Origin of the sequence: Ekhidna sp., assembly GCF_965212185.1 — a bacterium.
GTDB lineage: Bacteria > Bacteroidota > Bacteroidia > Cytophagales > Cyclobacteriaceae > Ekhidna.
In genome coordinates, this window is sequence record NZ_OZ243102.1 from 3968638 (window position 1) to 3994260 (window position 25623).

General features: G+C 38.5%; 29 protein-coding genes. 13 read left to right on the top strand and 16 right to left on the bottom strand.

Features of this window, described 5'->3' with window-relative positions:
• Positions 1–212 precede the first annotated feature (212 nt).
• Positions 213–2135 carry a CASTOR/POLLUX-related putative ion channel gene (locus ACOMC3_RS17330; protein ID WP_420317150.1) on the top strand — a complete coding sequence of 641 codons (1923 nt, stop codon included), beginning with the start codon at positions 213–215 and terminating at the stop codon, positions 2133–2135.
• On the opposite strand, the gene ACOMC3_RS17335 is transcribed toward ACOMC3_RS17330, so the two are convergent.
• Positions 2132–2305, bottom strand: a complete 174-nt coding sequence (locus ACOMC3_RS17335) for a hypothetical protein (protein WP_420317151.1) — start codon at positions 2303–2305, stop codon at positions 2132–2134. The two genes, ACOMC3_RS17330 and ACOMC3_RS17335, sit on opposite strands and share 4 nt — an antisense overlap.
• 181 nt (positions 2306–2486) lie before the next feature.
• On the opposite strand from ACOMC3_RS17335, the gene gdhA reads away from it, so the two are divergent.
• On the top strand, positions 2487–3839 hold the full coding sequence (gene gdhA / locus ACOMC3_RS17340) for an NADP-specific glutamate dehydrogenase (RefSeq protein ID WP_420317152.1): 1353 nt from the start codon (positions 2487–2489) through the stop codon (positions 3837–3839).
• On the opposite strand, the gene ACOMC3_RS17345 is transcribed toward gdhA, so the two are convergent.
• Positions 3836–4399, bottom strand: coding sequence for a class I SAM-dependent methyltransferase (locus tag ACOMC3_RS17345; RefSeq protein ID WP_420317153.1), 564 nt, complete (start codon positions 4397–4399; stop codon positions 3836–3838). The genes gdhA and ACOMC3_RS17345 overlap by 4 nt on opposite strands.
• 125 nt (positions 4400–4524) lie before the next feature.
• Here ACOMC3_RS17345 and ACOMC3_RS17350 point away from each other — a divergent pair, with 125 nt between their 5' ends.
• Genes ACOMC3_RS17350 through ACOMC3_RS17360 form a run of 3 tightly spaced genes read left to right on the top strand, consistent with a single transcriptional unit; the run spans position 4525 to position 7478 of the window.
• Positions 4525–4857, top strand: a complete 333-nt coding sequence (locus ACOMC3_RS17350; protein WP_420317154.1) for a PadR family transcriptional regulator — start codon at positions 4525–4527, stop codon at positions 4855–4857.
• The gene (locus tag ACOMC3_RS17355) at positions 4850–5041 is read left to right on the top strand and encodes a permease prefix domain 2-containing transporter (RefSeq protein ID WP_420317155.1); all 192 of its coding nucleotides are present in this window, start codon (positions 4850–4852) and stop codon (positions 5039–5041) included. Before ACOMC3_RS17350 ends, ACOMC3_RS17355 begins: the two co-directional genes overlap by 8 nt.
• Positions 5042–5072: 31 nt before the next feature.
• A complete protein-coding gene (locus ACOMC3_RS17360; protein WP_420317156.1) occupies positions 5073–7478 on the top strand; it encodes an ABC transporter permease in 2406 nt (801 codons plus the stop codon).
• A gap of 1 nt (position 7479) precedes the next feature.
• Here the strand turns inward: ACOMC3_RS17360 and ACOMC3_RS17365 are convergent, their stop codons facing one another.
• The gene (locus ACOMC3_RS17365) at positions 7480–7854 is read right to left on the bottom strand and encodes an Hsp20/alpha crystallin family protein (protein ID WP_420317157.1); all 375 of its coding nucleotides are present in this window, start codon (positions 7852–7854) and stop codon (positions 7480–7482) included.
• Between the two features lie 213 nt (positions 7855–8067).
• Here ACOMC3_RS17365 and ACOMC3_RS17370 point away from each other — a divergent pair, with 213 nt between their 5' ends.
• Both ACOMC3_RS17370 and ACOMC3_RS17375 read left to right on the top strand, forming a co-directional pair.
• Complete coding sequence (locus ACOMC3_RS17370) at positions 8068–8655, top strand: hypothetical protein (RefSeq protein ID WP_420317158.1); 588 nt, start codon at positions 8068–8070, stop codon at positions 8653–8655.
• A gap of 89 nt (positions 8656–8744) precedes the next feature.
• Positions 8745–9404 (top strand): LiaF transmembrane domain-containing protein, encoded by a 660-nt coding sequence (locus tag ACOMC3_RS17375; RefSeq protein WP_420317159.1) that lies wholly within the window; start codon positions 8745–8747, stop codon positions 9402–9404.
• Between the two features lie 42 nt (positions 9405–9446).
• Here ACOMC3_RS17375 and ACOMC3_RS17380 read toward each other — a convergent pair whose 3' ends face one another.
• Entirely contained in the window at positions 9447–12209 is a 2763-nt protein-coding gene (locus ACOMC3_RS17380) for a prolyl oligopeptidase family serine peptidase (RefSeq protein ID WP_420317160.1), read from the bottom strand.
• 197 nt (positions 12210–12406) lie between these two features.
• Between ACOMC3_RS17380 and ACOMC3_RS17385 the strand changes: the two genes are divergently transcribed.
• The gene (locus ACOMC3_RS17385) at positions 12407–12784 is read left to right on the top strand and encodes a BlaI/MecI/CopY family transcriptional regulator (protein ID WP_420317161.1); all 378 of its coding nucleotides are present in this window, start codon (positions 12407–12409) and stop codon (positions 12782–12784) included.
• Positions 12784–14004 (top strand): M56 family metallopeptidase, encoded by a 1221-nt coding sequence (locus ACOMC3_RS17390; RefSeq protein WP_420317162.1) that lies wholly within the window; start codon positions 12784–12786, stop codon positions 14002–14004. The genes ACOMC3_RS17385 and ACOMC3_RS17390 overlap by 1 nt, the downstream gene beginning before the upstream one ends.
• 43 nt (positions 14005–14047) lie before the next feature.
• Here ACOMC3_RS17390 and ACOMC3_RS17395 read toward each other — a convergent pair whose 3' ends face one another.
• The 7 genes from ACOMC3_RS17395 to ACOMC3_RS17425 all read right to left on the bottom strand — a co-directional run bounded on the left by ACOMC3_RS17395 (position 14048) and on the right by ACOMC3_RS17425 (position 18527).
• Positions 14048–14662 (bottom strand): LysE family translocator, encoded by a 615-nt coding sequence (locus tag ACOMC3_RS17395; protein WP_420317163.1) that lies wholly within the window; start codon positions 14660–14662, stop codon positions 14048–14050.
• Positions 14659–15528: a hypothetical protein gene (locus tag ACOMC3_RS17400; protein ID WP_420317164.1), complete on the bottom strand. Its 870-nt coding sequence runs from the start codon at positions 15526–15528 to the stop codon at positions 14659–14661. The genes ACOMC3_RS17395 and ACOMC3_RS17400 overlap by 4 nt, the downstream gene beginning before the upstream one ends.
• 157 nt (positions 15529–15685) lie before the next feature.
• Positions 15686–16195 carry a DinB family protein gene (locus ACOMC3_RS17405; RefSeq protein ID WP_420317165.1) on the bottom strand — a complete coding sequence of 170 codons (510 nt, stop codon included), beginning with the start codon at positions 16193–16195 and terminating at the stop codon, positions 15686–15688.
• Between the two features lie 74 nt (positions 16196–16269).
• Complete coding sequence (locus ACOMC3_RS17410) at positions 16270–16743, bottom strand: regulatory protein RecX (protein ID WP_420317166.1); 474 nt, start codon at positions 16741–16743, stop codon at positions 16270–16272.
• A gap of 2 nt (positions 16744–16745) precedes the next feature.
• Positions 16746–17225, bottom strand: coding sequence for a YcxB family protein (locus tag ACOMC3_RS17415; RefSeq protein ID WP_420317167.1), 480 nt, complete (start codon positions 17223–17225; stop codon positions 16746–16748).
• A gap of 54 nt (positions 17226–17279) precedes the next feature.
• Complete coding sequence (gene nadC, locus ACOMC3_RS17420; protein WP_420317168.1) at positions 17280–18137, bottom strand: carboxylating nicotinate-nucleotide diphosphorylase; 858 nt, start codon at positions 18135–18137, stop codon at positions 17280–17282.
• A 45-nt stretch (positions 18138–18182) separates the two neighbouring features.
• Positions 18183–18527 carry a DUF4783 domain-containing protein gene (locus ACOMC3_RS17425; protein WP_420317169.1) on the bottom strand — a complete coding sequence of 115 codons (345 nt, stop codon included), beginning with the start codon at positions 18525–18527 and terminating at the stop codon, positions 18183–18185.
• A 128-nt stretch (positions 18528–18655) separates the two neighbouring features.
• Here ACOMC3_RS17425 and gpmI point away from each other — a divergent pair, with 128 nt between their 5' ends.
• Both gpmI and ACOMC3_RS17435 read left to right on the top strand, forming a co-directional pair.
• Positions 18656–20161 (top strand): 2,3-bisphosphoglycerate-independent phosphoglycerate mutase, encoded by a 1506-nt coding sequence (gene gpmI, locus ACOMC3_RS17430; protein WP_420317170.1) that lies wholly within the window; start codon positions 18656–18658, stop codon positions 20159–20161.
• A gap of 7 nt (positions 20162–20168) precedes the next feature.
• The gene (locus ACOMC3_RS17435) at positions 20169–20702 is read left to right on the top strand and encodes a hypothetical protein (protein WP_420317171.1); all 534 of its coding nucleotides are present in this window, start codon (positions 20169–20171) and stop codon (positions 20700–20702) included.
• Here the strand turns inward: ACOMC3_RS17435 and ribH are convergent.
• From ribH to pdhA, 3 genes are all read right to left on the bottom strand, one after another.
• The gene (gene ribH / locus ACOMC3_RS17440) at positions 20699–21181 is read right to left on the bottom strand and encodes a 6,7-dimethyl-8-ribityllumazine synthase (RefSeq protein WP_420317172.1); all 483 of its coding nucleotides are present in this window, start codon (positions 21179–21181) and stop codon (positions 20699–20701) included. The two genes, ACOMC3_RS17435 and ribH, sit on opposite strands and share 4 nt — an antisense overlap.
• A 92-nt stretch (positions 21182–21273) precedes the next feature.
• A complete protein-coding gene (locus tag ACOMC3_RS17445) occupies positions 21274–21969 on the bottom strand; it encodes a tetratricopeptide repeat protein (RefSeq protein ID WP_420317173.1) in 696 nt (231 codons plus the stop codon).
• Positions 21970–22094: 125 nt separating this feature from the next.
• Complete coding sequence (pdhA, locus tag ACOMC3_RS17450) at positions 22095–23111, bottom strand: pyruvate dehydrogenase (acetyl-transferring) E1 component subunit alpha (RefSeq protein WP_420317174.1); 1017 nt, start codon at positions 23109–23111, stop codon at positions 22095–22097.
• 58 nt (positions 23112–23169) lie between these two features.
• Between pdhA and recF the strand changes: the two genes are divergently transcribed.
• Together recF and ACOMC3_RS17460 are read left to right on the top strand one after the other, a co-directional pair.
• The gene (recF, locus tag ACOMC3_RS17455) at positions 23170–24240 is read left to right on the top strand and encodes a DNA replication/repair protein RecF (RefSeq protein ID WP_420317175.1); all 1071 of its coding nucleotides are present in this window, start codon (positions 23170–23172) and stop codon (positions 24238–24240) included.
• On the top strand, positions 24237–24527 hold the full coding sequence (locus tag ACOMC3_RS17460) for a DUF721 domain-containing protein (RefSeq protein WP_420317176.1): 291 nt from the start codon (positions 24237–24239) through the stop codon (positions 24525–24527). The genes recF and ACOMC3_RS17460 overlap by 4 nt, the downstream gene beginning before the upstream one ends.
• Here the strand turns inward: ACOMC3_RS17460 and ACOMC3_RS17465 are convergent.
• On the bottom strand, positions 24524–25183 hold the full coding sequence (locus ACOMC3_RS17465; RefSeq protein ID WP_420317177.1) for a DUF6048 family protein: 660 nt from the start codon (positions 25181–25183) through the stop codon (positions 24524–24526). The two genes, ACOMC3_RS17460 and ACOMC3_RS17465, sit on opposite strands and share 4 nt — an antisense overlap.
• On the bottom strand, positions 25164–25601 hold the full coding sequence (locus ACOMC3_RS17470) for a hypothetical protein (RefSeq protein ID WP_420317178.1): 438 nt from the start codon (positions 25599–25601) through the stop codon (positions 25164–25166). The genes ACOMC3_RS17465 and ACOMC3_RS17470 overlap by 20 nt, the downstream gene beginning before the upstream one ends.
• Between the last annotated feature and the right edge of the window lie 22 nt (positions 25602–25623).

Here is a 25623-nt window from a genome sequence, read left to right on the forward strand (position 1 = left end):
TACGCATACATTAAAAATACCGCTAATTTTTTATGTCTGCTTGTTGACACATGCCATTTTGTACCTAAATGAGTTTCAGTCATTATTTTGCATTATTTTAGGAGTAGTTTTGCTGCCTATGGAGAAGAGTGATGATTTATTGAATGAAAGCAAGTCATCACCCATAAGAAATAACCCTAAAAATTGCGTCTGCAAAAAATACTGATAGACACATGAAAAACATTTCCTTTAAGGATAGGCTCAGTTACCGGTTTGACAGCTTTGTTTCACAGGGCACTATGTCAATGATTAAAGGCCTTGGTATAATTACCTTGGTGGTCATTGTGCTTTTCGGTGCTTCATTACTTGCCCTTGGCTTGCATCCTGACCATGAAGCCAACTTCAACATTTTCGAATCTTTCTGGGTAAACCTCACGCATGCCCTGGATCCAGGTGTCCTTGGTAATCATGATGAGAACTGGCCTTTTAGACTATTTATGCTCCTGACCACCGTCATTGGTCTGGTTATTATATCAACGCTGATTGGACTGGTATCGAACGGTATTCTTACTAAACTGGAAATCCTTAGAAAAGGACGTTCGTTCGTTATTGAAAAAGATCATGTCCTTATTCTAGGATGGTCATCAAAGATTTTTACGATTATCCCAGAAATAGTAGAAGCTAACGAAAATCAAAAACGTGGAGTAATCGTCATCCTTGCCGATATGGACAAGGTGCTCATGGAAGATGAGATTAAAGACAAGGTGGGGAATACCGGAAATACTCACGTAATTTGTAGAACAGGGAATCCGATTGATGTTCATGACCTTAAAATTGCCAATCCATTCGATACCAAGTCAATCATTATCCTGGATAAGGAAAATGAAAATTCTGATAGCCAGATCATTAAGACAATTGTAGCGATAGTAACCGATCCAAAAAGGGAAAAACTTCGAGGACTTGCCGATGAACGTCCATACCATGTGACTGCAGAAATGGAGGATAAAAAGAACTTCGATGTGGCCAAAATGGTGGGTAAAGATGAAGTAGAATTAATTCTCTCGGATGAAATCATCTCCAAAATAATGGTGCAAACCAGTCGTCAGTCTGGTTTGAGTGTTGTTTATCAGGATTTGATGGATTTTGATGGGGATGAAATTTATTTTGAATCTGCTCCTACCCTTGCCGGAAAGACATTCAGGGAAGTCTTATTTGCATACGAAGATTCTGCTATCATGGGCATTCAGTTTGAAGATGGCCATGTGGCAATAAACCCTCCAATGGAAACTGTGTTCAACGCTGGTGACAAGGTTATTGGAATTACAGAAGATGATGATACCCTTATCCCCAACTTGTTTAATGAGGTTGATCCTCATGAAGCTAAGATTGTATACACTGAGCCAGAACCACAAGCTCCTGAAAAACTTCTAATTGTGGGCTGGAATAACAGAGCTCGATACATCATTCAAGAGTTAGATAATTATGTTCCGCATGGCTCTGAGGTAATAATAGTATCAAAATTTCCTGATGCAGAAAAGACAGTAAACGCTCTGAAAAACAGGGTTCAAAATATTAATATCAGATTTGAGGTAAAGGATACAACAGGAAGAGAAACGCTTGAGTCTATGGGGCTTGAAAGCTACGATTACATCATACTCCTTTGCTACCAGAATTATTTTCCAATTCAAGAGGCTGATGCACAAACACTTATTACACTACTTCACTTAAGAAACTTTACTGAGATTAAAGGAAGTAAGTATAAGATTGTAAGTGAGATGCTTGATATTAGAAACCGACAACTTGCTGATATTACCAGTGCTGATGACTTCATTGTAAGTGATAAGTTAATCAGTTTATTAATGAGTCAGGTTTCTGAAAATAAAGATTTGATGCGAGTATTTGAGGATTTATTCGATGCTGACGGATCTGAAATTTATATCAAGCCTGCAAAAGAGTATGTTCAGACTGGTGTTTCTATGAATTTCTATACGATTTTGGAATCAGCGGCAAGAAAAAATGAGGTGGCTATCGGCTACCGAAATATTGCGAAAGCGAAACTTGCGGATGAACAATATGGCGTAGTGCTCAACCCTAAGAAGTCCGAAGAATTTGTCCTGGAAGAGAACGATATGGTAATCGTTCTATCAGAGGATTAATAATTCATTAGCGCTTCTCTTATTTCCTTCATAGCTCTTCTTCTATAAAGCTTGGAATTGTGACTGGTCGGCTTGATGTTTTTGATGTAATCAAGCACATCATGCTTTTGATGACCATTCAGATGCTGTACAGAAGAAATAATTTCGCTTTCTAGCTTTAAATAATTCATAGTACGTGTGGTTTATATCTAAACTAATTTACGGGTTAGATGTTACCTTGGTTTTAGGCTAATATTGTATTTCGATTAAATTGAACTCCAATAAGTATCAACAGATTGTAATATTCGATGTTTTTAGGCGAGTTTAATACATAAAAAACACCTAAATTCAACTCATTAAATAAACTAACCCATGTCTGATCACTCTAAAGAGATTTCTCAATTCATTGATAAGGTTGCGAGCAAAAACCCTCATGAAACTGAATTTCTGCAAGCTGTAGAAGAGGTAGCAGAAACAATTATTCCTTTCATTGCTGATAAGCCTAAATATAAGGAGACAAACCTTCTGGAAACTATGTGTGAGCCTGAACGTGTATTTATGTTCCGGGTGCCCTGGATGGACGATAAGGGAAATATTCAGGTGAACAGGGGATATCGCGTGCAAATGAATTCTGCTATCGGTCCATATAAAGGAGGCTTGCGATTTCACCCGACTGTAAACCTTAGTATTCTTAAGTTTTTAGCTTTTGAGCAAACCTTCAAAAATAGTTTAACCACCCTTCCGATGGGTGGTGGAAAAGGCGGATCTGATTTTAATCCAAAAGGAAAGAGTGATAATGAAGTGATGCGATTCTGTCAAAGTTTCATGACAGAACTAAGTAAATACATTGGCCAGTTTACCGATGTTCCTGCAGGTGACATAGGAGTAGGGGGCAGAGAGATCGGATACTTATTTGGTCAGTATAAAAGAGTACGAGGTGAATTTACAGGGGTCCTTACAGGGAAAGGAATTCAATATGGTGGTTCTTTAATTAGGCCTGAAGCAACAGGATATGGTTGTGTCTACTTTAGCCAAGAGATATTAAATCACCGGGGAGATTCATTAGACGGAAAGGTAGCTACCGTTTCTGGTTCTGGGAATGTTGCTCAGTTTGCAATTGAAAAATTGATACAAAGCGGAGTTAAAGTCGTCAGTGTATCAGATTCTGGTGGAAGTATTTATGATAAGGATGGAATTGATGAAGAAAAGCTTGATTACATAAAAGAACTGAAAAACGTTAAAAGAGGTAGAATCAGTGAATATGCTGATAAGTTCAGCAACGCAAAATTTAGAGCAGATCAAGCTCCATGGAATATTTCATGTGACCTGGCTTTTCCGTGTGCCACTCAAAACGAACTTCCAATTGATGATGCAAAAACATTGATTTCCAATGGATGTATTGGCGTATTTGAAGGAGCCAACATGCCGTGTACAGCTGATGCAATAGAATTATTCAAAGAAAACAAAATGATGTTCAGCCCTGGAAAAGCATCCAATGCTGGAGGAGTTGCTACTTCTGGTTTAGAAATGTCGCAAAACTCGCTACGGTTGTCATGGACAAGAGAGGAAGTTGATCAGAAGCTAAGAGGCATCATGAAGGATATCCATGAAAATTGTGTCAATCACGGTCAGGTTAGCAAAGACTATGTAGACTATGTTAAGGGCGCCAACATTGCAGGTTTTGTGAAAGTGGCTGATGCCATGTTAGCACAAGGTTGTGTCTAATCCTTCTTTTTCAAAACAATAAAACTTTGTGCCCGCTCATTGTGGTGCACTAACGTTCTCAGGGGTTCGACTTCTTCGAACCCTTTTTTTATATCATCATAGAGTTCAGTAGTCAAAGCAAATCGAATTTTTGAGTTCGGAAATTCATATTGACCATTCCTAATCGGCTTTCCAACAGAATTATCCACAACCGAATCCATAGTGAAATAAATTAGACCTTCAGGATTCAAAAAAGAAGTTAGCTTCTTCCACATGTTGATAAAAGATTCTCTTGAGTCAGCAAAGTGTAATACTCTGCTGCAAATAATGAAATCAAATTGCTCTTCGGATATGACAGACAATAAATCTTGAACTTCAAATCGTGCATTTGTTCCCTTGATTGATTTAGAAAGGTATTCGATGAGTTTAATCTTTGATTGATCTGTATCCCACCCATGGTATTCGTACCCATTCCGGATAAAAAAAATACCATTACGTCCCTCACCACATCCAACATCCAACACTTTCGCCTTTACAGGAACCATTCCTTTAAGCAACAAATCCATAAGGAAAAGATCCATGTCCCCAAAAAAGTTATTGATCTCATCAAAAGTCATACTGTAAAATAATAATCAAGAAACGAATCAAATCCGACAAAATCGAAACAAATGTGTAACCTCTTTAAATACTTGTAGTAAGTCTGTAAATGAAAGGAACAAACCTAGGCGAATTAGAAGAACTAGTGATGCTCTCTGTGGGCATATTGTATGATGAGGCGTATGGATTAGCAATCCAAAAGGAGATTAAGAATCGATGTAAAAGATCAATTACCATTAGCACCGTTCACTCTGTGACAAGTCGTCTTGAAGAAAAGGGGTATCTAAACGCAAGGTACGATGGGGCTACTCCAGAACGTGGTGGAAGGAGGAAGCGACTTTTTAGACTTACGATGGCGGGTCAAGCAGCGATTGTGAAAATGCGTGAAATGCGTCAAAGTATGTGGGAGGCAATTCCAGATATAGCACTTGCAAATGGATAAAAAACCCAAGCTACTTTCAACTACCAGCAAATTTTTAGAAAGATTTTGCAAACCCTCCATCGTAGAGGGGATCATTGGTGACTTGGAAGAAGCTTTTTATGAAAATAAGGATCAAAAAGGACTCTTTAGAGCCAAAGTAATTCACCTATTTCAGGTGATTGGTTTCTTGAGTACCGAGATTTAGAAAAAGATCAAAACACTCAAACTTAGAAGCTATGCTACGTAATTATTTAACCGCAACCATTCGGAATCTTAGTAAAAATAAGTTCTATGCCTCAATCAATATTTTAGGCCTGGCCATTGGTATGGCTGCCGGGTTCATCATTTTACAATATGTATACCATGAACTTACTTATGATTCATTCATTGAGAATAAAGAAAACATCTATCGAATTCAGACCAATCGGTATAATCAGGGTGAGCTATCAACCCAATGGGCTGCCGGGGCAGCCGGTGCTGGAAACCTTATGAATAGAGATTTTCCTGAGATTTTGGATTATGTTAACCTTACCTCAAGTAGAGCTCAGATATCTTACGATCAGAAATATTTTGAATTAACGCACCCATATTATGCTGGCAAGAACTTCTTCGAGTTCTTTTCATACCCACTTCTAAGAGGTGTAGATAGTACCGCCTTAAAGGATCCTTTTACAGTTGTTCTAAGCGAATCTTTGTCCAATAAAATTTTTGGCGATGAAGACCCAATGGGTAAAATTATCAAGATGAATGACGCAACTGATTTTAAGGTGACAGGAGTTTTTCCTGATTTTCCAGATCGCTCCCATATGAAGTTTGACCTTCTTTATTCATTTGAAACTTATGTTTCATTTACAAGTGAAAATTCCCGAACCGAATGGGACTGGGATGGATTTCTGAACTACGTTAAACTACATCCGGATGTGGATCCAAATGTACTTTCAGAAAAATTTGATCCTTGGTTAACTGAATTAAGAGGGGAGGAGGATCAATCCAACTTTAGAATGGAGTTTATTCTTCAACCACTTCCTAAAATTCATCTGACTTCCAATTACAGAATGGAAATAAAACCCACAGGTGATGAAAAGACGACTTACTTTTTGTTGATAATAGGCCTTTTTGTTTTGTTCATTGCATGGATCAATTACATAAACCTAACAACTGCAAGAGCGCTGAGCCGAGCTAAAGAAGTTGGAATTAGAAAAGTAATGGGAGGATACAAGTCTCAGCTGATCGGTCAATTTTTATTCGAATCTTTATTCCTTAATCTAATATCGCTTGCGGTAGCAGCAATATTGGTGATTCTTATATTTCCCTCATTCAATTCTTTCGTGGGAAAAGATGTTTTGTACACCTGGCCAGATTCTCCTATTTTCTGGCTTGGCCTTGCTGTAGTATTTGTTGTTGGGTTTATTCTCTCAGGCTTTTATCCAGCATTCGTTCTTTCAAACTTTAAGCCTATCTCCGTGCTGAAAGGAAAGTTCGCATCAAGTTCCAGCGGCAATAATTTAAGAAAGGGATTAGTGACCTTCCAGTTCTTAGCTTCGGTAGTTCTTATTACCGGGACATTTGTAGTCTATAAGCAAATGAATTACCTACAATCGCAGGATCTGGGTGTGAGTATAGATCAAACAATGGTCATTAAAACACCAAATTTTAGCAGCGATTCTGTTATGAATATTAAGGATGCTGTATTCAAAAATCTAATTGAATCGGATCCATCAGTAGTTGGGTTTACTTCTTCATCTGCTGTGCCGGGAAGAACACCAGATTGGAATGCCGGAGGGATTCGGCTTCTATCACAAGATGAATCACTTTCAAATCAGTACAGGATCATTGCTGCCAATGCCAATTACGTAGATTTTTTCGATCTGGAAATTGTAACAGGTCGAAACTTTGATGATTCTTTCGGCGCAGAAGAGGAGAATGTCCTTTTTAATGAGGCTGCTATCAAGCAAATTGGATTTAAGGAAGCTACTGAGGCTTTAAATCGAAAAATCTATTTTTGGGGAGATACCTTCAATATCGTAGGTGTGGTGAAAAACTATCGTCAGGAGTCTCCAAAGCAATCCTATGACCCACTAATTTTCAGGTATTCTTCTTCGACCTCAGGGTTTTATTCACTTAAAGTGAGTTCCGGTAATATGGGTGAGGTTGTTGATAACATCCAATCTCATTGGGAAGCAGCATTTGAAAACAAAGTTTTTGATTTCTTCTTTTTAGATGACTATTACAACGACCAATACCAGGCTGAAGTAAAATTTGGAGCCATATTTGGTTTGTTTTCTGCGCTAGCCATTTTCGTAGCTTGTCTGGGTCTTTTTGGCCTAGCATCATTTATCACGAGTCTTCGCTCGAAGGAGGTTGGCATAAGAAAAGTGCTTGGAGCATCTCTTCAACAACTGCTCACACTGCTTACATGGGATTTTATAAAACTGGTAACCATTTCCATTGTCATCGCTGCTCCATTCAGCTGGTGGTTAATGAAAAACTGGTTGTCAAGCTTCGAAAACAGAATTAAGTTGGGAGTTGGTATATTTCTGATCCCTGCACTGGTAATAGTTGCTATTGCAGTTTTCACTGTTGCATTTCATACATCCAAAACTGCCAGACTAAACCCTGCAGAAACTTTACATGATGAATAAATTAGTGTTTGCGGATATCAATTTCTTTTTGATATCCGCCTGATAATTCATCAAATGGCATGATGACAACCAAAACCTCATCATCAAATTCTGCATAAATATTCTCCAACTCTACGTCTGCAGAAATTTTAACCTCACCAATCACATTTGGTAAGGTGTAGGCATTCGTATGAATGTTTTGATACACCATGAGGTTGGTTCCATTGACTTCTACTTTGATATCATCCGGATTTACTGAAGGAATGCTCACCTCAAGTCTATAGTGGTCTTTTTCTGTGGTGGTCTTAAACGTTGGGAAGATTGCTCCTCCATTGATTGTATTCACAATATTAACCGTTTCCGCCAGTCGCTTTGCTATTTCTCTATCTACTCTCATCTCTTCCAATTATATTTCTTCAGTTTGTCAAAAGCTGTTCCACAATGTATGTAATCCTTAACATATGTCAGTATGTCTTAGTTTGAACATTCCTCAAGCCTTAATGGCTGGTTCACAATATTCGACAACTCATCCCACAAAGGAAACATTCCATCTTTTTATCTGTCCTTGAAATATTCTGAGAACATAAATTCACACTCAAATAATAAGACAATGAAAAGGACATTATTCATTTTATTTATCTCAATCTCATTTTTAGCCACTAGTCAAAGCGATAGACCCAAAACATTGATTGGAAATGACCCTGAAGAAATTTCTGGTTTTGGAGCGGTGCTTTTTTCCTTTATGCCTATTGATGGTCAGCTTTCCACACTAACAGGTGGTGGTGGTGCGGTGCTTTTTGACAATACTTTTTATATCGGTGGATATGGATTAGGACTAACAAGCAATAAAGAAACTTCACTTGATGGTACAGACTTCACTTCAAGCTTTGGTCATGGAGGTTTTTGGCTTGGCTACAACATAAAATCTGATGAATTGCTACACTTTGGTATAGAAACAAAACTGGGATGGGGTGGTATCACCACAAAATCCAAGGCAACAAACGAGGAAGTAAATGAGGATGATGTGTTTGTCTTCAACCCACAATTTTTTGGAGAGGCAAACATTGCCTATTGGTTTAAAATCAATGCAGGAGTCGGTTTCCAAAAAACGATTGGGGTAGACTCACCATACTTTGATCCAGGAGATTATGATGGACCAACTTTTGGGATTTCCCTGCTTTTCGGATGGTTTAATTAACCGAAAAATGGACTAAATTCCCGTTAATCTTAGCTATCATTCCACCCTATTAATCAAGCACGTTAATAAAACCTAAACTAAATAAACCTATGTCTTCACCTAACAGCAAACGAGCCATTATTGGCATTATATTGATCGCACTTGGTACTATTTTTCTCCTGGACAACATGGGATATGATATGTACCTGCCCTACTACCTTTTCTCCTGGCCTGCAGTTTTTGTGGTTTTAGGAATTATTAATCTTCTCTCCGGCAATAGTAGATCCTCACTAATCTTCTTTGGTTTAGCCGCTATTTTCTATCTCCATCACTACAATGTGGTCAGGATTGGAGAAATATGGCCTGTCGTTCTTATCATCATAGGTCTATCATTCATTTTCAGACGCAGAGGTCAGGCAAGGAACATCTCCGAAAGCAATGATGACATTATTGATGAAGTAGCCATATTCGGAGGAACGGAGAAGAAATTCGTTTCTGAAAAATTCCAGGGTGGAAAAATTACATGTCTTTTTGGTGGATCTGAAATTGACCTGAGAGGATCCAAAGCTCAGGATGGTGCTGTCATAGAAGTATTTTGCATGTTTGGCGGAGTAGAACTTACCCTTCCCGAAGATTGGAAAGTCAATATGAATGCCACAGCCATATTTGGTGGTTTCAGTGACGCTAGAAAAAACGTTAGCGAAACACCTTCAGCTACAGTTCATATCAAAGGTTTTACCATGTTTGGTGGAGGAGAATTAAAGAACTAATAAACTGAAAGACCTGAGGATCAACTCAGGTCTTATTACATTTTACTCCTTAACCTCTAGCAATTCATATCCTTGATTGATCCCCAATTCAGTTGGGGGAACTCCGTCCCGCATCCATTTAGGCATTGGTGCTCCTTTGAGGTAATAATCAAAAAATTGCGCCAGGCGGATATTGAAGTCGATTCGGTTCTGAACTTTGACAGGCCAATGTGGTTCACCTCGATAATTCAGCATCCATGTGGGTTTTCCCAATCTCCTTAAAGCTCCGAAGTATTCAATGCCCTGGTACCATGGAACAGCGCCATCTTCATCATTGTGCATAATCAACACAGGTGTTTGGACCTTGTCAACAAAGAAAATCGGTGAGTTTTCAATATAACGAAGCGGATACTCCCACAATGAACCTCCAATTCTACTTTGCGAATGCTCATATTGAAACATCCTACTAAGACCTGAACCCCATCGTATACCTCCATAGGCACTAATCATGTTGACAACAGGTGCGCCGGATTCAGCACACTTAAAAATGTTGGTTTCATTAATTAAATGAGCGATTTGATATCCTCCCCAGCTATGACCTTGTACTCCAATATTATTTTCATCTACAAATCCTTTTTCTATCAATGATGTAACACCCGGAATCACACAATTGAAAGCATCTTCTCCAGGGTAACCTGTTTTATAATTCACGTTCGGGTTAAAGATCAGATATCCTCTAGAAGCATAAAAACTATATGTTATAGTTGACCTGCCAGGATACGGATCTCGATGACGATTAAGTCCATCAGAGCTTTTCTCATAGAAATTGACAATCATCGGATACTTTTTGTTAGGGTCAAACCCTTCAGGCTTCACCAACATTCCCTCCATTTTTTGGCCATCTAGAGAGGTCCAATACACCAACTCAATAGTGCCCCACTGATATTCTTTTTGCTGTGGATTGATGTCAGATATCCTATTTATTGACTTAAAGTCTACGCCTGATGCCAGAATATCAGGGAAGACCTGAAAATTTTCCTTAGTAAAAATCAGATTATTTTCATCCCTTGCCTTGGTAAAAGAATCATAGTGATAATTTCCTGAGGCAAGTTTCTCCGGTTTGTTTTTCCCATAAACAAATGAAAACAGTGCTTCGCTTTTATCTTCCTCATAAAATCCTGAAAGCAGCAACTTTTGATTCTTTTTAATGAATCTTTCCTCCTCATCTAACTTAACATATCTGTAAGAGAGCTTTTCTACCCTCCCATTTTGAGTGATTCTTTTTGGTGCTGATTTGCCCGAAGGGTCAACTTCCCAAATATCGTATCGGTCATAGACGAGAACACGCTCATCATTTTCTGTCCAACTCATCACTCCATATGGCCATGGATCGGATGGTGTATCATGAATTTCGTTGTAAAATGGAACTTCCTGATTGGTGGTGATTTGTCTTATCTCATCATCATTAAATGAATACGCGAACCAAGAAGAGTCACTGTTATTGTACCAGTATGCGTACTTTCCTTTTGGAGAAAGTGAAACATTACCTCGAACCCCCTCAGCAATTTTGGTCTTATTTCCAGAATTGAGGTCGATCCTGTATAAATCATTCAATGTATATCCTTCCCAGGTTATAAGCTTTCGGTAATTATAGTCACTCATTGCAATTGCGGTACTTCCATCTCCCTCATCACTTACTATAACTCTGGAATAATCAATTCCTCCTAGATGTATTCGTTGATCTTTCACGGTATCATAGTAGCTTAGATAACCAAACTTCAGGTCATCATTTTTTTCATTTTCCTGATGAGTATAGAGCCTTTGATCCTGATAGTTCCACACTTCTACATTCACTATCTCCTCCTCGAGTAGTGATGTGTCTTGTAAGACCGGAAACTCTTTGACCTCATAAAATAATCGTTTCCCTGATTCTGAAAAGTAAGGATTGAAATCGTTGTTTACCATCAGCTTATCCAATGTTTCATTATTCACTATGGTTTTGCTACTGTCCCAGTCTGTTTTATAATAATGAAGGTTATAGTCTCTTCTTAAGGCCTTGGTTGTGTCGGTATCCGAAATAAATGAAAGCTGACTACCTATCTTATCCCATGCCAGCTGACTATACTTTCCTTTTGATCGATAAATTGGATCAAATGATTTTTCTTCAAAATCAAATCGATACACCCCCTCATTTATAGTGCTGTCGTTTCCTGTTGTGGTAAGCGCCAAACTTTTGCCCTCTTCACTGATTTCGAAATCCAGCACATAAGAAAACGTATATTCTAATTGATCCTGAAGGTTCTTCAACACAAGATCATAACCATTCTTTTCACTTCGCTTTTTCTCTTTCTTCTTTGTCGTATCAGGAGCCGGTTCAAATAAATAAACCACATAGTCATCCCATTTCTTTGGTACTTTGAATGACTTTAATCCAGCGATCTTTTCAAGATTCCCTGATGCTATATTGTAGATAGCTAATGTATCTCCCGGTAGATCCTCTTCCTTTGTTTTCTTCCTTTTCAAGTCTCTTAACTCATTAAAGTCAGGAGAAACCTTAAAAACTAAAAACTGAGAATTATTGGTGAAAGAGGGATTATAAGATCGATCATGCCGGAGTACCAATTCCCCATCAAATTGATGCAACATCAAGGATTCATTTCCATAGCCATTCGGCTTTAACGAATAGGCGATAAGGGTTCCATCGTTGCTGACAAGTTGCTTTTCGACACTGCGCCATTCATTGTATGCATTATGATCAAGTTCTTTTTTGGTTTGCGAAATTCCAAATAGTGGAATTGCTAATAGAATCAGAATGAAGTGTTTCATGATAAAATGAATTTTCGGTTAGTTAAGTAAGGCACGAAGGGCTCTAGAAATTTAATACTAATGAAAAAAAGCATTGAAGCTTAGTAAAAGTATACGGGCGGTTAAATGGAGTTTTATAAAACCAAAATATTTTATCTACTAATTTTATAGTAGTTTTACTAATTATTTAGTAGTTTTGATTTTAGAAGGTAATATTTATGGATACACTGACCAAAGCAGAAGAGAAAGCAATGAAAATTTTATGGTCCATTGACAATGGATTAATCAGAGATGTGGTGAATAAATACAAAGACCCCAAACCAGCCTATACAACTATTGCCACCATTTTTAAAATTCTTGAGAAAAAAGGCTTTGTAGGAAGACGTCCAATCGCTAATACTTATGAATACTATCCTTTGATAAAGGAGGAAGACTACACAAAGAAATACATGAAATCATTTATCAAGCGTTACTTCTCTGACTCATTTAAAAGTATGGTATCCGCATTTGGAACCACTGAACAATTGAGTACAGAGGACATGGAAGACTTGATTGAACATTTCAAGAAAGAAATTGAAAAGAAAAATTCTGAATAATGGAGACCTATCTTTTACAATCCAGCATAGCACTTACAATATTTTACATACTATATCGAGTAATCATTGTGTATGAAAATAATCAGCAAGTTAAAAGGTTTATTGGGCTTGCACTTGCCCTTTTCTGTTCAACATTTCTCCTATTACCTTCATTCCAATTTGACTCATCTGACAGTCTCCCATTTGTAATAACTGGCGCAATAGAACAAGCTAACACAGTTCAATCCTCACTCACCTATGTGCCTTCCAATGGAATGAATCCATTAATGGTCATTTATATCATTGGAGTGTGCCTTTTCTCTATTCGATTTTTCGTGGGTTTAATTAAGCTAACTCGGCTTGTTTTCAACTCACAAGTAAGTAAAAGATGGGGATTCATTTTAGTTGAAACTGACACACCCACATCGCCATTTTCGTTCTTCAATTTACTATTCATTCAAAAAGGAGATTCAGATAAAATAGAACTTGCTCCAATTATCGTGCACGAACAGTACCATAGGGATCAACTTCATTCGATTGATGCTATTCTGTTTGAAATACTTACTATCATTTTTTGGTTCAATCCTTTCATTTGGCTACTTCAAAAAGATGTAAAGGACAGCCATGAATATTTGGCGGATAGCCATGTGATATCAACCAAAGGATTTGATAAGTTGACTTATCAGAATTTGCTCTTCGAGGCTCGAACTGGTATTTCTATTAAGTCCGTGAATTATCTCAGCAATCAAACAAGTTTAAAACAACGATTTAATATGATGGAAAAAAAGAAAACTCACACTCGAACTAGTTTATTACCTGCCGGAATAGTTCTGGTAGCTATGGTGCTGGTTGCATCAATGACTTCATTTTCAATTATCGAAAACGCGCTGAACGATCAAGGTCCTGACATCCGATTCTACACAGCAAATGGTGAAGTTGATTTAAAAAAGGGTATACCAAAATCAACGGATAAGCTTTTTGTAAGAATGCTACCAAAAGATGAAACTCCGAATATTGCATTTAGGATAAACAAAACTCAAGCGACTTTGGTATCAGGCGGACTTGGTAGATGGTCACTTGAAGCCAAAGAAATGTTTGATTTTGGCTCAAACTTATCTGGTGCTGAAAAGGGTTCTATTCTTCTAATAGAAGTGCAAGAATACATGACCAAGGACGCCCAAGATGTGGTTGAGAAAACAACTTTAGCTGAACCAATATCTTTCAAAATCCCGATCAATTAATGTGCTCCCTTAAAAACCAGCTTTTTAGCTGGTTTTTTTGTGATTAAACCACCAATTTCAATAAAAAATAAATACCCAATCCAAACAGCATTAACCCAGGTACCTTGTGAACCAAAAAGGTGTTGTCAGCAATTTTAGTGAACTGTTTGCCCGCTGCATTGACGGTGAGAAGTAAGCAAAAGGTACCCAATGACAACCCGACTAAGTACATCCAAAACCCATACTCATCAACATTGATCCATTCGTCGTTCTCCAAGTAAGTAGTAATTGCCAGCCAAAACGGAATGGTCATAGGGTTTAAAAAACCCAATATTAACCCTCGTGCAAAACCATGTCTTCCGGTCAGCTTAGTATCTACCTTAACGGATGAGGAAGTCGATTTTGAAAAAATGTTCCAGAAGCCTAAGACAATTAGTGCCAGTGAAGTAATGATTTTGAAATAATCAGAAATCACTTCATTGTTGTTGAGAAAAATATGAAACTGAACCGTAATTCCAGCATAGATAAACTCAACAGCTGAAGCTGCCAATGCAAAAAATACAGCTGCCCTTCTTTTATTGAGAATCGCCAACTGCATCACCGATACATTGATTGTCCCAGGTGGGATAGAACCAACATAGCTCACTACAAAAGCAACAATAAGTGTTTGGACGATCATGAATTAGATAGCAAACGATTATAATGACGATGGGACTTCCACATTTGATAACCCGAACGAAAACTCCAGTAAGAATGACCATTTTTTCGATTCAGAGCACTAATATCTGATAAAACACTGAGATGCCAAAGAATGTCTTTGTATGCTCTCCAGAGTGGATATCCAGGTTGATAAATGTGCCCTGGCTCAGCTCCTGCACCATTTAACTCTAGAATTTTAAAGTTTTTAAGTTGTTTTAAATCTTCATAAGAAGTGCACTTCAAATCAAATCTTCCGAAATAAAAATCAGGTATCTGGTCTGCCAGACTGTTAAATACAGTATTTAGTTCTTCGTCTATTTCTTGATTATCATTCAAAAATTTTGTTCCTCGGCAATGATTACCAATCGGTTCCACCAAAGCAGTCTCTCCTTCATTTAAAACTCTGGTGGCATTCTTCCTGACAAAATCACTGTCCATATTTGCCGTCAAAATGGCTCGGTCATTCTTCTCTAGCAGCTCCATCAGCGTACTAATACCATTTCCAGTAATTCTTAAGAAGTCCTTTCTTACTATGGATGTTATCCTCCCTTTTTGTCCTGGATTCTTTACATAAAAAACACCCAACTCGATCGGATAATCAATGAGTTCCTGTAGCAGGAAATTCACCGGACATTCTTTAACATACTTCTTTAGCTGGCTTTGATCTTCCAATTTCTCAACCCAACTGCCACGCTCCCCAACATCTGGTTTTGCTATTATCGGAAACCCAATTTTCTCTGCAATAATAGAAGCCCGCTCTATGTCTCCTTTCTCAATCAAAACTGTTTCAGGAAGATACTGCTCTGGGATTAGCTTAAAAATATCTGACTTTTTTTCACCGAACATACCCCCAAATTCAATGCTTGGGTTGGAGGCGGTGAAAAAGAAAAATGAACGATGCTTAATAATTAACCACCCGTAATAAAAGAAAACTGGAAAATACAGAATTGAGAAAGGCCAATATTCCCAATTGGTCAATCGGATTAAAAACCTCTTGATCACACTAGCTAGATTTAGTGCTTGCTCTGAACCTCACGGTAGAGCTGGCAATTCCAAAATGGCGAGGTAAAGAAATATAATTCAGTGTCTGATTCACCGCTACTTTCAATAGCGCCATGTGGTGAATGGCATGTTCAATATTATAGGCTAGTTCACGATAAAAACTGCTTTTCATCACATGATCCTGTCCTTCGTTTTCACTATAATTAGCTTCGAAGGTTAGTTCAAAGTCCTCCTGATTTCTATCTAAGAAATGCTGAATGGATTGAATGACACTTCTGGCTAGCTTCTTATCTGTCTCAATTAGCGAATCATGTTTGCGTCGATCATAATTGACTATCCTCTCATTTTTTGCATCAAATAAGCAAATAAAGAATTCAAGGGTATGACGAATATGTTGACCAAAAGTGGATCCGTTAAGCTCTTCCAATGGGCGAGCAAAATCCTCCTCTTTGCACGATTCAATGATCTGATCTAATTGAGAAAGTAGGTCCTTAGCTGATGAATGAAGCATAGAATAGATTTATCCAAAAATAAACTTACGGATTTTATTCCTTTCCGATTTTAAAATCCAAGGAAAAAGTAGTTTTAAAGACTTTTTTCAAGAGTATTAATAGCACTCCAAATCAAGTCCATCTCAAATCCTTTAGAAACCATGTAGCTAACCACTTTTTGCTTTCGTTTCATTGTTTCTTCTCCTTCCAGCTTTTGCCATTTCGATTTTGCTAACTCAAAAAGGCGATCTTCATAAGCTTGTGGATCGATTCGATCTAGTGCGTTGACCACTATGTTTTCAGGTAGTTTATGAGAATAAATATGTGCCCGGATTTTTTGCTTTCCCCAAGAACTAAACTGGAATTTGTCATTACAAAACGCATTTGCAAAACGCTGCTCATCAATAAACCCTTCCTTCGAAAGTTCTGCAACAATTTCAACAGATTCTAATTCAGAGATACCCCAGCTTTGGAGTTTTTCTAAAAGCTCATTCGGTGATCGTTCGCGAAAAGCACAAAACCTGCCTGCACGCTGTTTTGCTTCTTTTACACCGATTTTACGAGGCATGATTATTTTTCAGTGATGTATCCTTTGCGTTTTAGTACCGTCTCAAGAAATCGAATTTCATTATCGTTATTGAAAATCTTGAATGGTAAATGCACCAACTGTGCTTTGCTGGCAAAAAGGATGAACGCGTCTTTCCCTTTTTTCGCTCTCTTGATTTGATCCCACTTCATTGGCATGCCTTGTTTAGCATTCATTTTAATTAGGATCTGTTGTGAAGATATCTCATAAGAGAGCTTTTGGAACATAAATTTTCCCTGCTCTAGCTGAGTAATTCCAGCGAATTGAATCAACCAAAATAAAAAATATAATGCCAGCGCGATTGACGCTCCGGTAATCCACCAGTGACTGGGCGCTAAGAAGTAGCCTGAACAAATTGCAGCATAAATAAGGAACACCCACCATTGCTGCTTTAATGTTGAGTTAAATGCAATTCCAATGTACTTTTTGGTAGGTAGTTGATATTTTTTTGTGCGTACTATCATGACTCTAATCGCTCTCGTTTCTTCTTCGTAAATATTCTACCGCGAATATAGAATTTAAATAGCTTTGAGACTCATATCCAGACTTTTGTATGAGTGCGTAAGCGCTCCGACGGATATATAATCCACGCCCGTTTCCGCAATTTCGCTGATCGTCTTTTCAGTAATTCCTCCAGAGGCTTCTGTTTCAAATCGGCCCCCGATCATCTTGATTGCCTGCTTAATATCGGATGGAAGCATATTGTCTAACATCACACGGTGAACCTGGCCAACTTCTAAAACCTCCTCTAATTCTCGCAGACTCCTCACTTCAACTTCGATATTCAATTTTAAATTATTCTTGTTGAGATATTCAACCGTTTGGTTGATTGCATTCTTTACGCCTCCAGCAAAATCAATGTGATTATCCTTGAGCATTACCATGTCATAAAGACCAAATCTGTGATTTACACCTCCTCCGATAACCACTGCCCATTTTTCAGCAAGCCTGAATAATGGAGTGGTTTTTCGCGTATCCAGCAAGCGGGCTTTTGATCCTTTAATCAATAGGTTCATATGATGAGTGTATGTGGCTATTGCACTCATACGCTGCAAACAATTCAACACCAATCGTTCGGAAGATAAAATTGACCTTGAGCTTCCTTCTACAGAAAAACCTATTTCCCCATTCTCAATGGGATCACCATCTTGTTTATTGAAATCAAGGATCAAGTCCTTATCCACGTAATTAAATATCTTTTCCGCAAGTTCAATCCCTGCTATTATCCCATCGCCTTTTATGATAAGGTGAGCTTTGCTTTTAGCATTTTCAGGAATTGATCCTAATGAAGAGTGATCACCATCTCCTATGTCTTCAGCAAGGGCTGCCTTTATAAAGGCATTGATATTTTTTGTGGTTAAATATGGTAGTTGCATAACATGGCGGATTTAAAATAGTAGGCGAGTGAATAGCGAAATAAGCTACTCCTTACTGAAATTCAAAGTATCAATTAGGTAATTGTCGCCTATCTTCTTTATTACCATAACAACACGGAAAGCACCATTCTCATGCGTATATCTTCCAATTGTGTATTTGAGTCCCTCAGGAGAAGAACCCTGATGTATGTAGTCGAAAGATTTAGGAGCATTTTTAGAGAAAAAATTCTTTAAAATCACCTCAGCTTGAGCTTTACTATAGTTGGAGCTTTCTCCATTTATTTTGATTTCTACTGTTTGATTACAAAACTTGATCAACTCCTTAGAGCTCCCAGCCTTCATAGCTGTTCCAATATCTTTCATGGTTTCATCCTGTTGTGGCAGAAGCATAAAAGAAATTATTATTAGTACCATTTTCATCACCTTCTCAAATCTTTGTACATAATGTAGTAAAAACCATGCTCAATTTATTCATTAGAGAACCCACATTCAAAAAATGACGCTTCTATATTTGCCATATGAATAAGAAAGTTATCCTCCTCATTCTCGATGGCTGGGGCATTGCCAAAGACAAAGCTGTTTCTGCAATAGATAAGGCAAGAACGCCCTTCATGGATAGAATGTTCAATGAGTATCCGTATAATACGCTTGAAGCGTCCGGTTTAGCTGTAGGATTACCAGAGGGCCAAATGGGGAACTCGGAAGTAGGACACATGAATATCGGTGCAGGTAGGGTTGTATACCAGGACCTTGTAAAAATTAGTAGCGCCGTTGAAGATGGATCTATCGCTAATAATGATACGTTACAAAACGCAATGAATTATGCCAAAACCAACAACAAACCCATCCATTTGATTGGTTTGGTATCAGATGGTGGTGTACACTCTCACATAAATCATCTTAAAGGCCTGCTTACCACACTAGATGAAAATGATCTTCATGAAGTATATGTTCATGCATTTACCGACGGGCGTGATACAGACCCAAAGGGGGGAATCGAATACTTAAGAGACCTTCAACAACATATGTCTGAAACGACTGGCTCATTAGCTACGATTACCGGAAGGTATTATGCAATGGATCGAGATAAGCGTTGGGAGCGCGTGAAACTGGCATATGATGCACTGGTGAATGGTGAAGGTAAAAAGGTCCAAGATCCGTTGAGAGCCATGGAAGAATCATATATGGATAATGTAACGGATGAATTTATTCAACCAATTATCTGCGCAGAGGCTAAGATCCAGGAAGGAGATGTTGTGCTTTGTTTCAATTTTCGAACAGATAGGGGACGACAAATAACCCAGGCATTGACACAACAGGATTTTCCAGAGCAAGAGATGAAGAAAATGAACCTTCACTATGTGACCTTAACCAACTATGACGATTCCTTTCAAGGAGTCAATGTCATGTACGGAAAAGAAAATCTAACGATGACCCTTGGTGAGGTCCTAGAAAAGAATAACAAAAAACAAATCCGTATTGCCGAAACTGAGAAATACCCTCATGTTACATTCTTCTTTTCCGGTGGACGAGAAGAGCCATTTGATGGTGAAAAAAGAATACTTTGTCCATCTCCCAAAGTGGCTACTTATGATTTACAGCCTGAGATGAGTGCTTTTGACATCCGCGATAAGATTATTCCTGAACTAAATGAAAAATCAGCAGATTTCATTTGTCTCAATTTTGCCAACCCGGATATGGTTGGGCATACTGGCGATTTTGAAGCTGCAGTCAAGGCATGCGAGACAGTGGATCAGTGTACAGAAGCTGTGGTGAATACAGCACTAGAAAATGAGTATTTGTCCATTATCATTGCAGACCATGGCAACTCAGACATGATGATCAACCCGGATGGAACACCAAATACTGCTCACACGACGAACCTTGTGCCCTTCATTGTAGTTGACAATGAGTTTAAAGGTGATCTCAAAAATGGAAAACTGGGGGATTTGGCTCCTACCATCTTGAAATTTATGGGTCTTGATAGCCCTGAAGAGATGACTGGAGAGGTTTTGGTTAATTAGTTGATTAGTGAAAAAGATAATAGTTATTCTACTGGTAATATGCAGCTGTCAAAAGCTCCAACCCGAAGATGTTCTAATTCCTGAATATCCAGACTTCAAAGAGCTGATGAATCAGCAAGTAGAAGCTTTGGCTGAATCAAGCATCCAAAAAGAAGTGTGGTTGGAGGGAAAGAATGAAGTTCAGGCATTGGAGATGGATTCGATAATGTGGGCAGATGAATTATTCTTTCTAAAAGAGGTGAACCCAAACCAACCGGAATATGTGGGAGCCTTTGAAAAATCTATAGAATATGATTTTCAGGTATTGGAATTGAAAGAGGAGGAAAGTGGCCCACTGAAAAAAGTGAAGTATTTACAACGTAACGGGTCTTATCAGCTCATTCAGATCACCTTCCATGAAGATAAGGACGTATATGTCCACCACAGAGACATAGAAATGGATTTCAAAGAAGGGGTATTAAATTCACTTCTGATCAATGGGTATCAAAAAATGATGTTTAAGGATACGGTTAGGTTTGGGGTAAAGCTGGTTGTGAATTAGGATAATACCGCTAGCATCTTTATTGCTGTAGCTGCTGCTTCATCTCCCTTGTTACCGTGTTTTCCTCCTGCTCTATCAAGGGCTTGTTTCATGGTGTCTGGTGTGAGAACACCAAAAATGACCGGCTTATTGAACTTCAATGAAACATTCGTGATGCCATTGGCAACTGCATCGCAGATAAAATCAAAGTGCCGGGTTTCTCCCTGGATCACGCAACCAAGACATATCACCGCATCAATATCTTTGCGCTCCGCCATCCATTGGCCTCCAAGACTAAGTTCAAAAGTACCGGGCACATTAATACGCTCAATATTGTCTCTTTTGGCTCCTACTCCTATGAGGGTTTGATAGGCTCCTGAATAAAGGGACTCGGTTACCTGCTCATTCCATTCTGCTACTACAATTCCAAATTTGAATTTGCTTACGTCAATGGATGAGCTGATTTTAACGTCGCTGAGGTTTTTATCTGATGATGACATGGTGTAAAAATAAAAAAGGAAGTCATCCTGAGCATGTCGATGGATAACTTCCTTTATTAAAGATGCCGAAACAATTTCAGCACATCTAAATATTATTGTGCCAACGCTTCCAATCTCGCTTTCTGCTTTTTAGCATCGTGGATTTCTGAGGCCGCTGGGTAATCTGATATAATCATTCCATATGTTGAAGCTGCAGCAGCTAAATCTCCATTTTGTTCTTGAGCAATAGCTAATTTTTTAAGGTAGATTGGAGTAAATGATTCATTCTCCTTGTAATCCACCGCTTGCTTATAATATGAAATGGCGTTAGTAAAATCATCCATCTCCATGTAAGCGTCACCAATTAGAGAATACGCTCTTCCTTGTAACAAGTAATCATCACTACTAAATTCTTTCAGATATCTGATTGCTCCATCAAAATCTCCTAGTTTCAGATATGAAGCGCCTGCATAGAAGCTTGCAAGATTTGCAGCTTTTGTTCCGGGAAACTCATCCATGATTTCAAGAAAACCATAGCTGTTTCCATCGCCATTCAGTGCAAGCCCAAGACTGTCTGCATCAAAATAAAATTGCGCCTGGAAAATCTCCTCTTGTGCGGTTTGATTCTGGTTAGTGATATAATAATTGTATCCAGCAAAACTTACAATCAACAATGCAATTACTCCTCCAATACCGAAGACCATTGCTTTGTTTCTTTTGCTGCTAAAAAATTCATTGGCTTTTTCAACAATTGCATTCGGATCCTCAAGGATCTCAATACCATCATCTTGCTTTTTTCCTTTTGCCATTTTATTCTAAAATCTTAATTTTTTCTATTGCATTTTCTCCGAACTCGACATAATTCATAATTGCCGATAAAAAATGCGGTCGCAAAGATATATTTTTTGTTCAGATGTGTAAGACTCTCAGCGAATTATGTGTTCACAAATGGATAATCATCCTCCACATAATTCTCTGTATATGCTTCTTTAGGGTCTGGCCATGGTGATTCCTCTGCAAAATCAACTGCCTTTTGAACCTCTGCCTTGATTTCTTTATCAATTTCTTTCAAATCATCCTCTGTGGCCCATTTCTTTTTAAGAATTACATCCTTCACTTGTTCAATCGGATCTTGCTTCTTGTAATCTTCCAGTTCTTCCTTGGTACGGTATTTCGCTGGGTCAGACATGGAGTGACCTTTGTATCGATAGGTTCTGAATTCCAGGAATGTAGGTCCATCTCCCTTTCTAGCTCGCTCAGCTGCTCTTGCCACCGCATGGTGAACATCCTCAACTTTCATGGCATCAACTGGCTCTGAAGGCATATCATACGCTTCTGCAAGGGTGTGCAATTCAGTGACATTCGAAGTTCGTTGAACGGAAGTTCCCATAGCATAGCCATTGTTCTCCACTACAAAAATTACTGGCATTCTCATGGTCATAGCCATATTGAAAGCTTCATGCAGTGCACCTTGCCTTACTGCACCATCACCCATATAGCAAATGCATAGATTTTTAGTGCCTTTATACTGTTCAGCAAATCCAATGCCTGCCCCCAAAGGAATCTGTGCTCCGACAATCCCATGACCACCTATAAAGTTTACCTCTTTATCAAACATGTGCATGGAACCGCCTTTCCCTTTGGAGACGCCTGTGGCTTTGCCAAAAAGTTCTGCCATCACCTTTCCAGGATCTGTTCCTAATGCAAGCGGATGACCATGGTCTCGATAGGCTGTTATCCATTTGTCATCTTTTTCTAATGCTGAAACTGCACCGGCAGCACATGCCTCCTGACCAATATATAGGTGACAAAATCCACGAATTTTCTGTTGGCCATACAGCTGGCCTGCCTTCTCTTCAAACCTCCTCATGAGCTGCATAGAGCGAAACCACTCCATGTATTGCTCTTTTGAAAACTCACTAGATTTTTTTGTTGTCTTTTTAGCCGCCATATGACCCAATTGTTTGATTTACTTTGCTAAACGGATAGCGAAATTACTTCAAAAAACGATGATCCTAAAGAGCTTAAAGCTTACGTCCTTCAAGAACCACCCGGATTCAGCCTTTGAATTCAGTGAAAGGATCAATTGTGTATTGGGTAAAAATGGTATAGGTAAGACCAATTTGCTTGATGCCATCTATTATTTGTCATTCACTAAGAGCGCGGTTGGATCGCAAGACAAGCTAGCCATCACTCATGAAACACAAGCGTTTACACTTTTTGGAACGTATGATAACCAGACCATTGCTCTCCAATTTGAAAAAGGTAAAGTGAAGACCATCAAAATTGATGGGCAAGAACCAGAGAGGCTAAGTGATGTAATTGGAAAAGCCCCACTTGTCATTGTCCTTCCGGACGATACATCTATGATCAAAGAAGGAAGTGATGAACGCAGAAAGTTTTTTGACGGTGCATTGTCACAATTTGATTCAGCGTATTTAAAAGCATTACTTAAGTATAATAAAGTACTTAAACAGCGAAACAGTCTCCTTAAAATCGAAGAAGGAAGACGACTCAATAAAAAACTTTTGGAAACATACGATGATCAGTTGATTCCACTAGCAATGGATATTTCCGATAAGAGGAAGCAAATGAAAGAGGTTTTTTTACCCTTCTTACAAAAGAATTATGCTGATCTGCATGAAGGTGACGAAGTTCCTGGTTTGAATTTCAAGACACATGTTACTGAGGAGTTTGCAGACCGATTCAAGTCCAACAGTCAAAAGGATCAGATCATGCAACGAACCTTGATGGGTAGTCATAAAGATGACTTTGAGTTTTTGCTAGATGGAGAGCTAATCAAAAAATTTGGTTCTCAGGGACAGCAAAAGACATTCATCATTGCATTGAAGTTGGCACTTTACGACTTCCTAATGGAAAAAACAGAAAATAAACCGCTCCTTTTGTTAGATGACATATTTGATAAACTGGATGATTCTAGAATTCAACTATTGGTTTCATTGCTTCTAGATAATGATCGTTTCCAGCAGATATTTATCACAGATGCCAGGAAAGATCGAAGCAAAGAATTGTTTAAGGGCCAGAAAGAGGTGAATTTTATTGAACTTGCAGTTAAATGAAAGAAGACCCCATTAAAAGTTTCCGCAATGCCTTTCAGGGATTTCTTAAAGAGGAAAACCTGGAGCATACCTACAAACAAAAGCAAGTAATTGCTGATTGGGAACGAATCATGGGTAAGACCATCGCTTCACGAACTACCAAAATGTTTTTCAATCAAAAAACCCTTTTTGTCAAGCTTTCCTCCGCCCCACTAAAAAATGAAATGCAAAACTCTAAAACTCAGATTATCGAACTCATTGAAAAGGAGATCGGCAAAGGAGAGGTAGAGGATGTGAGGTTTCTTTAATTCCGAAACGGTATCCTCCACATCAAATAGTAATCAAAAGCAGTAGAGTTCTGCCGTCTTGTTTTTCCAAATCCCGGGATATCGTACGTTTTCAGTTCGCCTTCTCCGTTAATCTTCCTTGCAAACTGCCAGCGAAGCGTGAAGCCCATGTACAGATTTGAAACAACTCGTCCGCGAATACCGAATGCAACCTCCAACCACCTTGCACTCAGTTCGTTATTTTCTAGCACATATGTTTGCTCTCCAAACCCCTGATCTGCTGTGAATGACATTTGGTCTTCAAAACTTGCCCGTGCGTATCGTAACCCCAGTGTTAGCGCGTTTCCACTCTCTTTATCTTTTGTAAAATTGCGATCAAATCCCAGTCGATAGAAACTCCCTTTGTTTTGATAATTAAATGACTCACCACGTTGACGTTCCTCAATCCCATAGTCCATTATCAGGATAAATTGACCCATCGCCAAGGCAGCTTCTATTTCGTGGGTGGTTAGGTCATTCGCGCTGAATGTTCTTCCGCTTCGAATCGCGTTTAGACCAATTTTCAATTCATGGGGTTTAAATTTACTAGGCCCTTTTATCTCTTGAGGATTCTCTGACTGACAGAAAACACTGGCACCTATAACAAACAATGATATGCTAAAAATATACTTCAACATTGGTGCTTATTTGTCTGTTAGTTACAGTTCCTGGTATAGACAATGAATCAAAAGTATATCGAACAGTATCAAGATTCAGGAAAGTAATTGATGGATCACATGCGGGATCGAAGATTGAAAATTCAGGATCATAACGCATTTCGACTTCAAAATGCGAAGTATCCGAGTCAAACAAGAAAGTGGTGACGGTATCTTCTGGATTTAGCGGGAGCGCAACAAAGGTTGAATCGTCCGAAAGAGCATATCGATAAGGTGATTCTAGAGCCGTTATTACAAATCCAACCTTTTTGGTTGATTGAGATTCCAGGTCATGAAATTCCAATATCATATAGTCGAGGTTATCATCCGTACGACAGTTTTCTATATCCTGGCAGGAAATAATTATTAGTCCGAGTAATATGATTACGAGTTTTTTCACAGGCTGGCAAAATTAAGCTTTA

Bases quoted from the DNA above. Each gene is read 5' to 3' on its own strand.
- ACOMC3_RS17330 (WP_420317150.1), top strand. From the start codon at position 213: ATGAAAAACATTTCCTTTAAGGATAGGCTCAGTTACCGGTTTGACAGC.
- ACOMC3_RS17335 (WP_420317151.1), bottom strand. From the start codon at position 2,305: ATGAATTATTTAAAGCTAGAAAGCGAAATTATTTCTTCTGTACAGCAT.
- gdhA (WP_420317152.1), top strand. From the start codon at position 2,487: ATGTCTGATCACTCTAAAGAGATTTCTCAATTCATTGATAAGGTTGCG.
- ACOMC3_RS17345 (WP_420317153.1), bottom strand. From the start codon at position 4,399: ATGGATCTTTTCCTTATGGATTTGTTGCTTAAAGGAATGGTTCCTGTA.
- ACOMC3_RS17350 (WP_420317154.1), top strand. From the start codon at position 4,525: ATGAAAGGAACAAACCTAGGCGAATTAGAAGAACTAGTGATGCTCTCT.
- ACOMC3_RS17355 (WP_420317155.1), top strand. From the start codon at position 4,850: ATGGATAAAAAACCCAAGCTACTTTCAACTACCAGCAAATTTTTAGAA.
- ACOMC3_RS17360 (WP_420317156.1), top strand. From the start codon at position 5,073: ATGCTACGTAATTATTTAACCGCAACCATTCGGAATCTTAGTAAAAAT.
- ACOMC3_RS17365 (WP_420317157.1), bottom strand. From the start codon at position 7,854: ATGAGAGTAGATAGAGAAATAGCAAAGCGACTGGCGGAAACGGTTAAT.
- ACOMC3_RS17370 (WP_420317158.1), top strand. From the start codon at position 8,068: ATGAAAAGGACATTATTCATTTTATTTATCTCAATCTCATTTTTAGCC.
- ACOMC3_RS17375 (WP_420317159.1), top strand. From the start codon at position 8,745: ATGTCTTCACCTAACAGCAAACGAGCCATTATTGGCATTATATTGATC.
- ACOMC3_RS17380 (WP_420317160.1), bottom strand. From the start codon at position 12,209: ATGAAACACTTCATTCTGATTCTATTAGCAATTCCACTATTTGGAATT.
- ACOMC3_RS17385 (WP_420317161.1), top strand. From the start codon at position 12,407: ATGGATACACTGACCAAAGCAGAAGAGAAAGCAATGAAAATTTTATGG.
- ACOMC3_RS17390 (WP_420317162.1), top strand. From the start codon at position 12,784: ATGGAGACCTATCTTTTACAATCCAGCATAGCACTTACAATATTTTAC.
- ACOMC3_RS17395 (WP_420317163.1), bottom strand. From the start codon at position 14,662: ATGATCGTCCAAACACTTATTGTTGCTTTTGTAGTGAGCTATGTTGGT.
- ACOMC3_RS17400 (WP_420317164.1), bottom strand. From the start codon at position 15,528: ATGTTCGGTGAAAAAAAGTCAGATATTTTTAAGCTAATCCCAGAGCAG.
- ACOMC3_RS17405 (WP_420317165.1), bottom strand. From the start codon at position 16,195: ATGCTTCATTCATCAGCTAAGGACCTACTTTCTCAATTAGATCAGATC.
- ACOMC3_RS17410 (WP_420317166.1), bottom strand. From the start codon at position 16,743: ATGCCTCGTAAAATCGGTGTAAAAGAAGCAAAACAGCGTGCAGGCAGG.
- ACOMC3_RS17415 (WP_420317167.1), bottom strand. From the start codon at position 17,225: ATGATAGTACGCACAAAAAAATATCAACTACCTACCAAAAAGTACATT.
- nadC (WP_420317168.1), bottom strand. From the start codon at position 18,137: ATGCAACTACCATATTTAACCACAAAAAATATCAATGCCTTTATAAAG.
- ACOMC3_RS17425 (WP_420317169.1), bottom strand. From the start codon at position 18,527: ATGCTTCTGCCACAACAGGATGAAACCATGAAAGATATTGGAACAGCT.
- gpmI (WP_420317170.1), top strand. From the start codon at position 18,656: ATGAATAAGAAAGTTATCCTCCTCATTCTCGATGGCTGGGGCATTGCC.
- ribH (WP_420317172.1), bottom strand. From the start codon at position 21,181: ATGTCATCATCAGATAAAAACCTCAGCGACGTTAAAATCAGCTCATCC.
- ACOMC3_RS17445 (WP_420317173.1), bottom strand. From the start codon at position 21,969: ATGGCAAAAGGAAAAAAGCAAGATGATGGTATTGAGATCCTTGAGGAT.
- pdhA (WP_420317174.1), bottom strand. From the start codon at position 23,111: ATGGCGGCTAAAAAGACAACAAAAAAATCTAGTGAGTTTTCAAAAGAG.
- recF (WP_420317175.1), top strand. From the start codon at position 23,170: ATGATCCTAAAGAGCTTAAAGCTTACGTCCTTCAAGAACCACCCGGAT.
- ACOMC3_RS17460 (WP_420317176.1), top strand. From the start codon at position 24,237: ATGAAAGAAGACCCCATTAAAAGTTTCCGCAATGCCTTTCAGGGATTT.
- ACOMC3_RS17465 (WP_420317177.1), bottom strand. From the start codon at position 25,183: ATGTTGAAGTATATTTTTAGCATATCATTGTTTGTTATAGGTGCCAGT.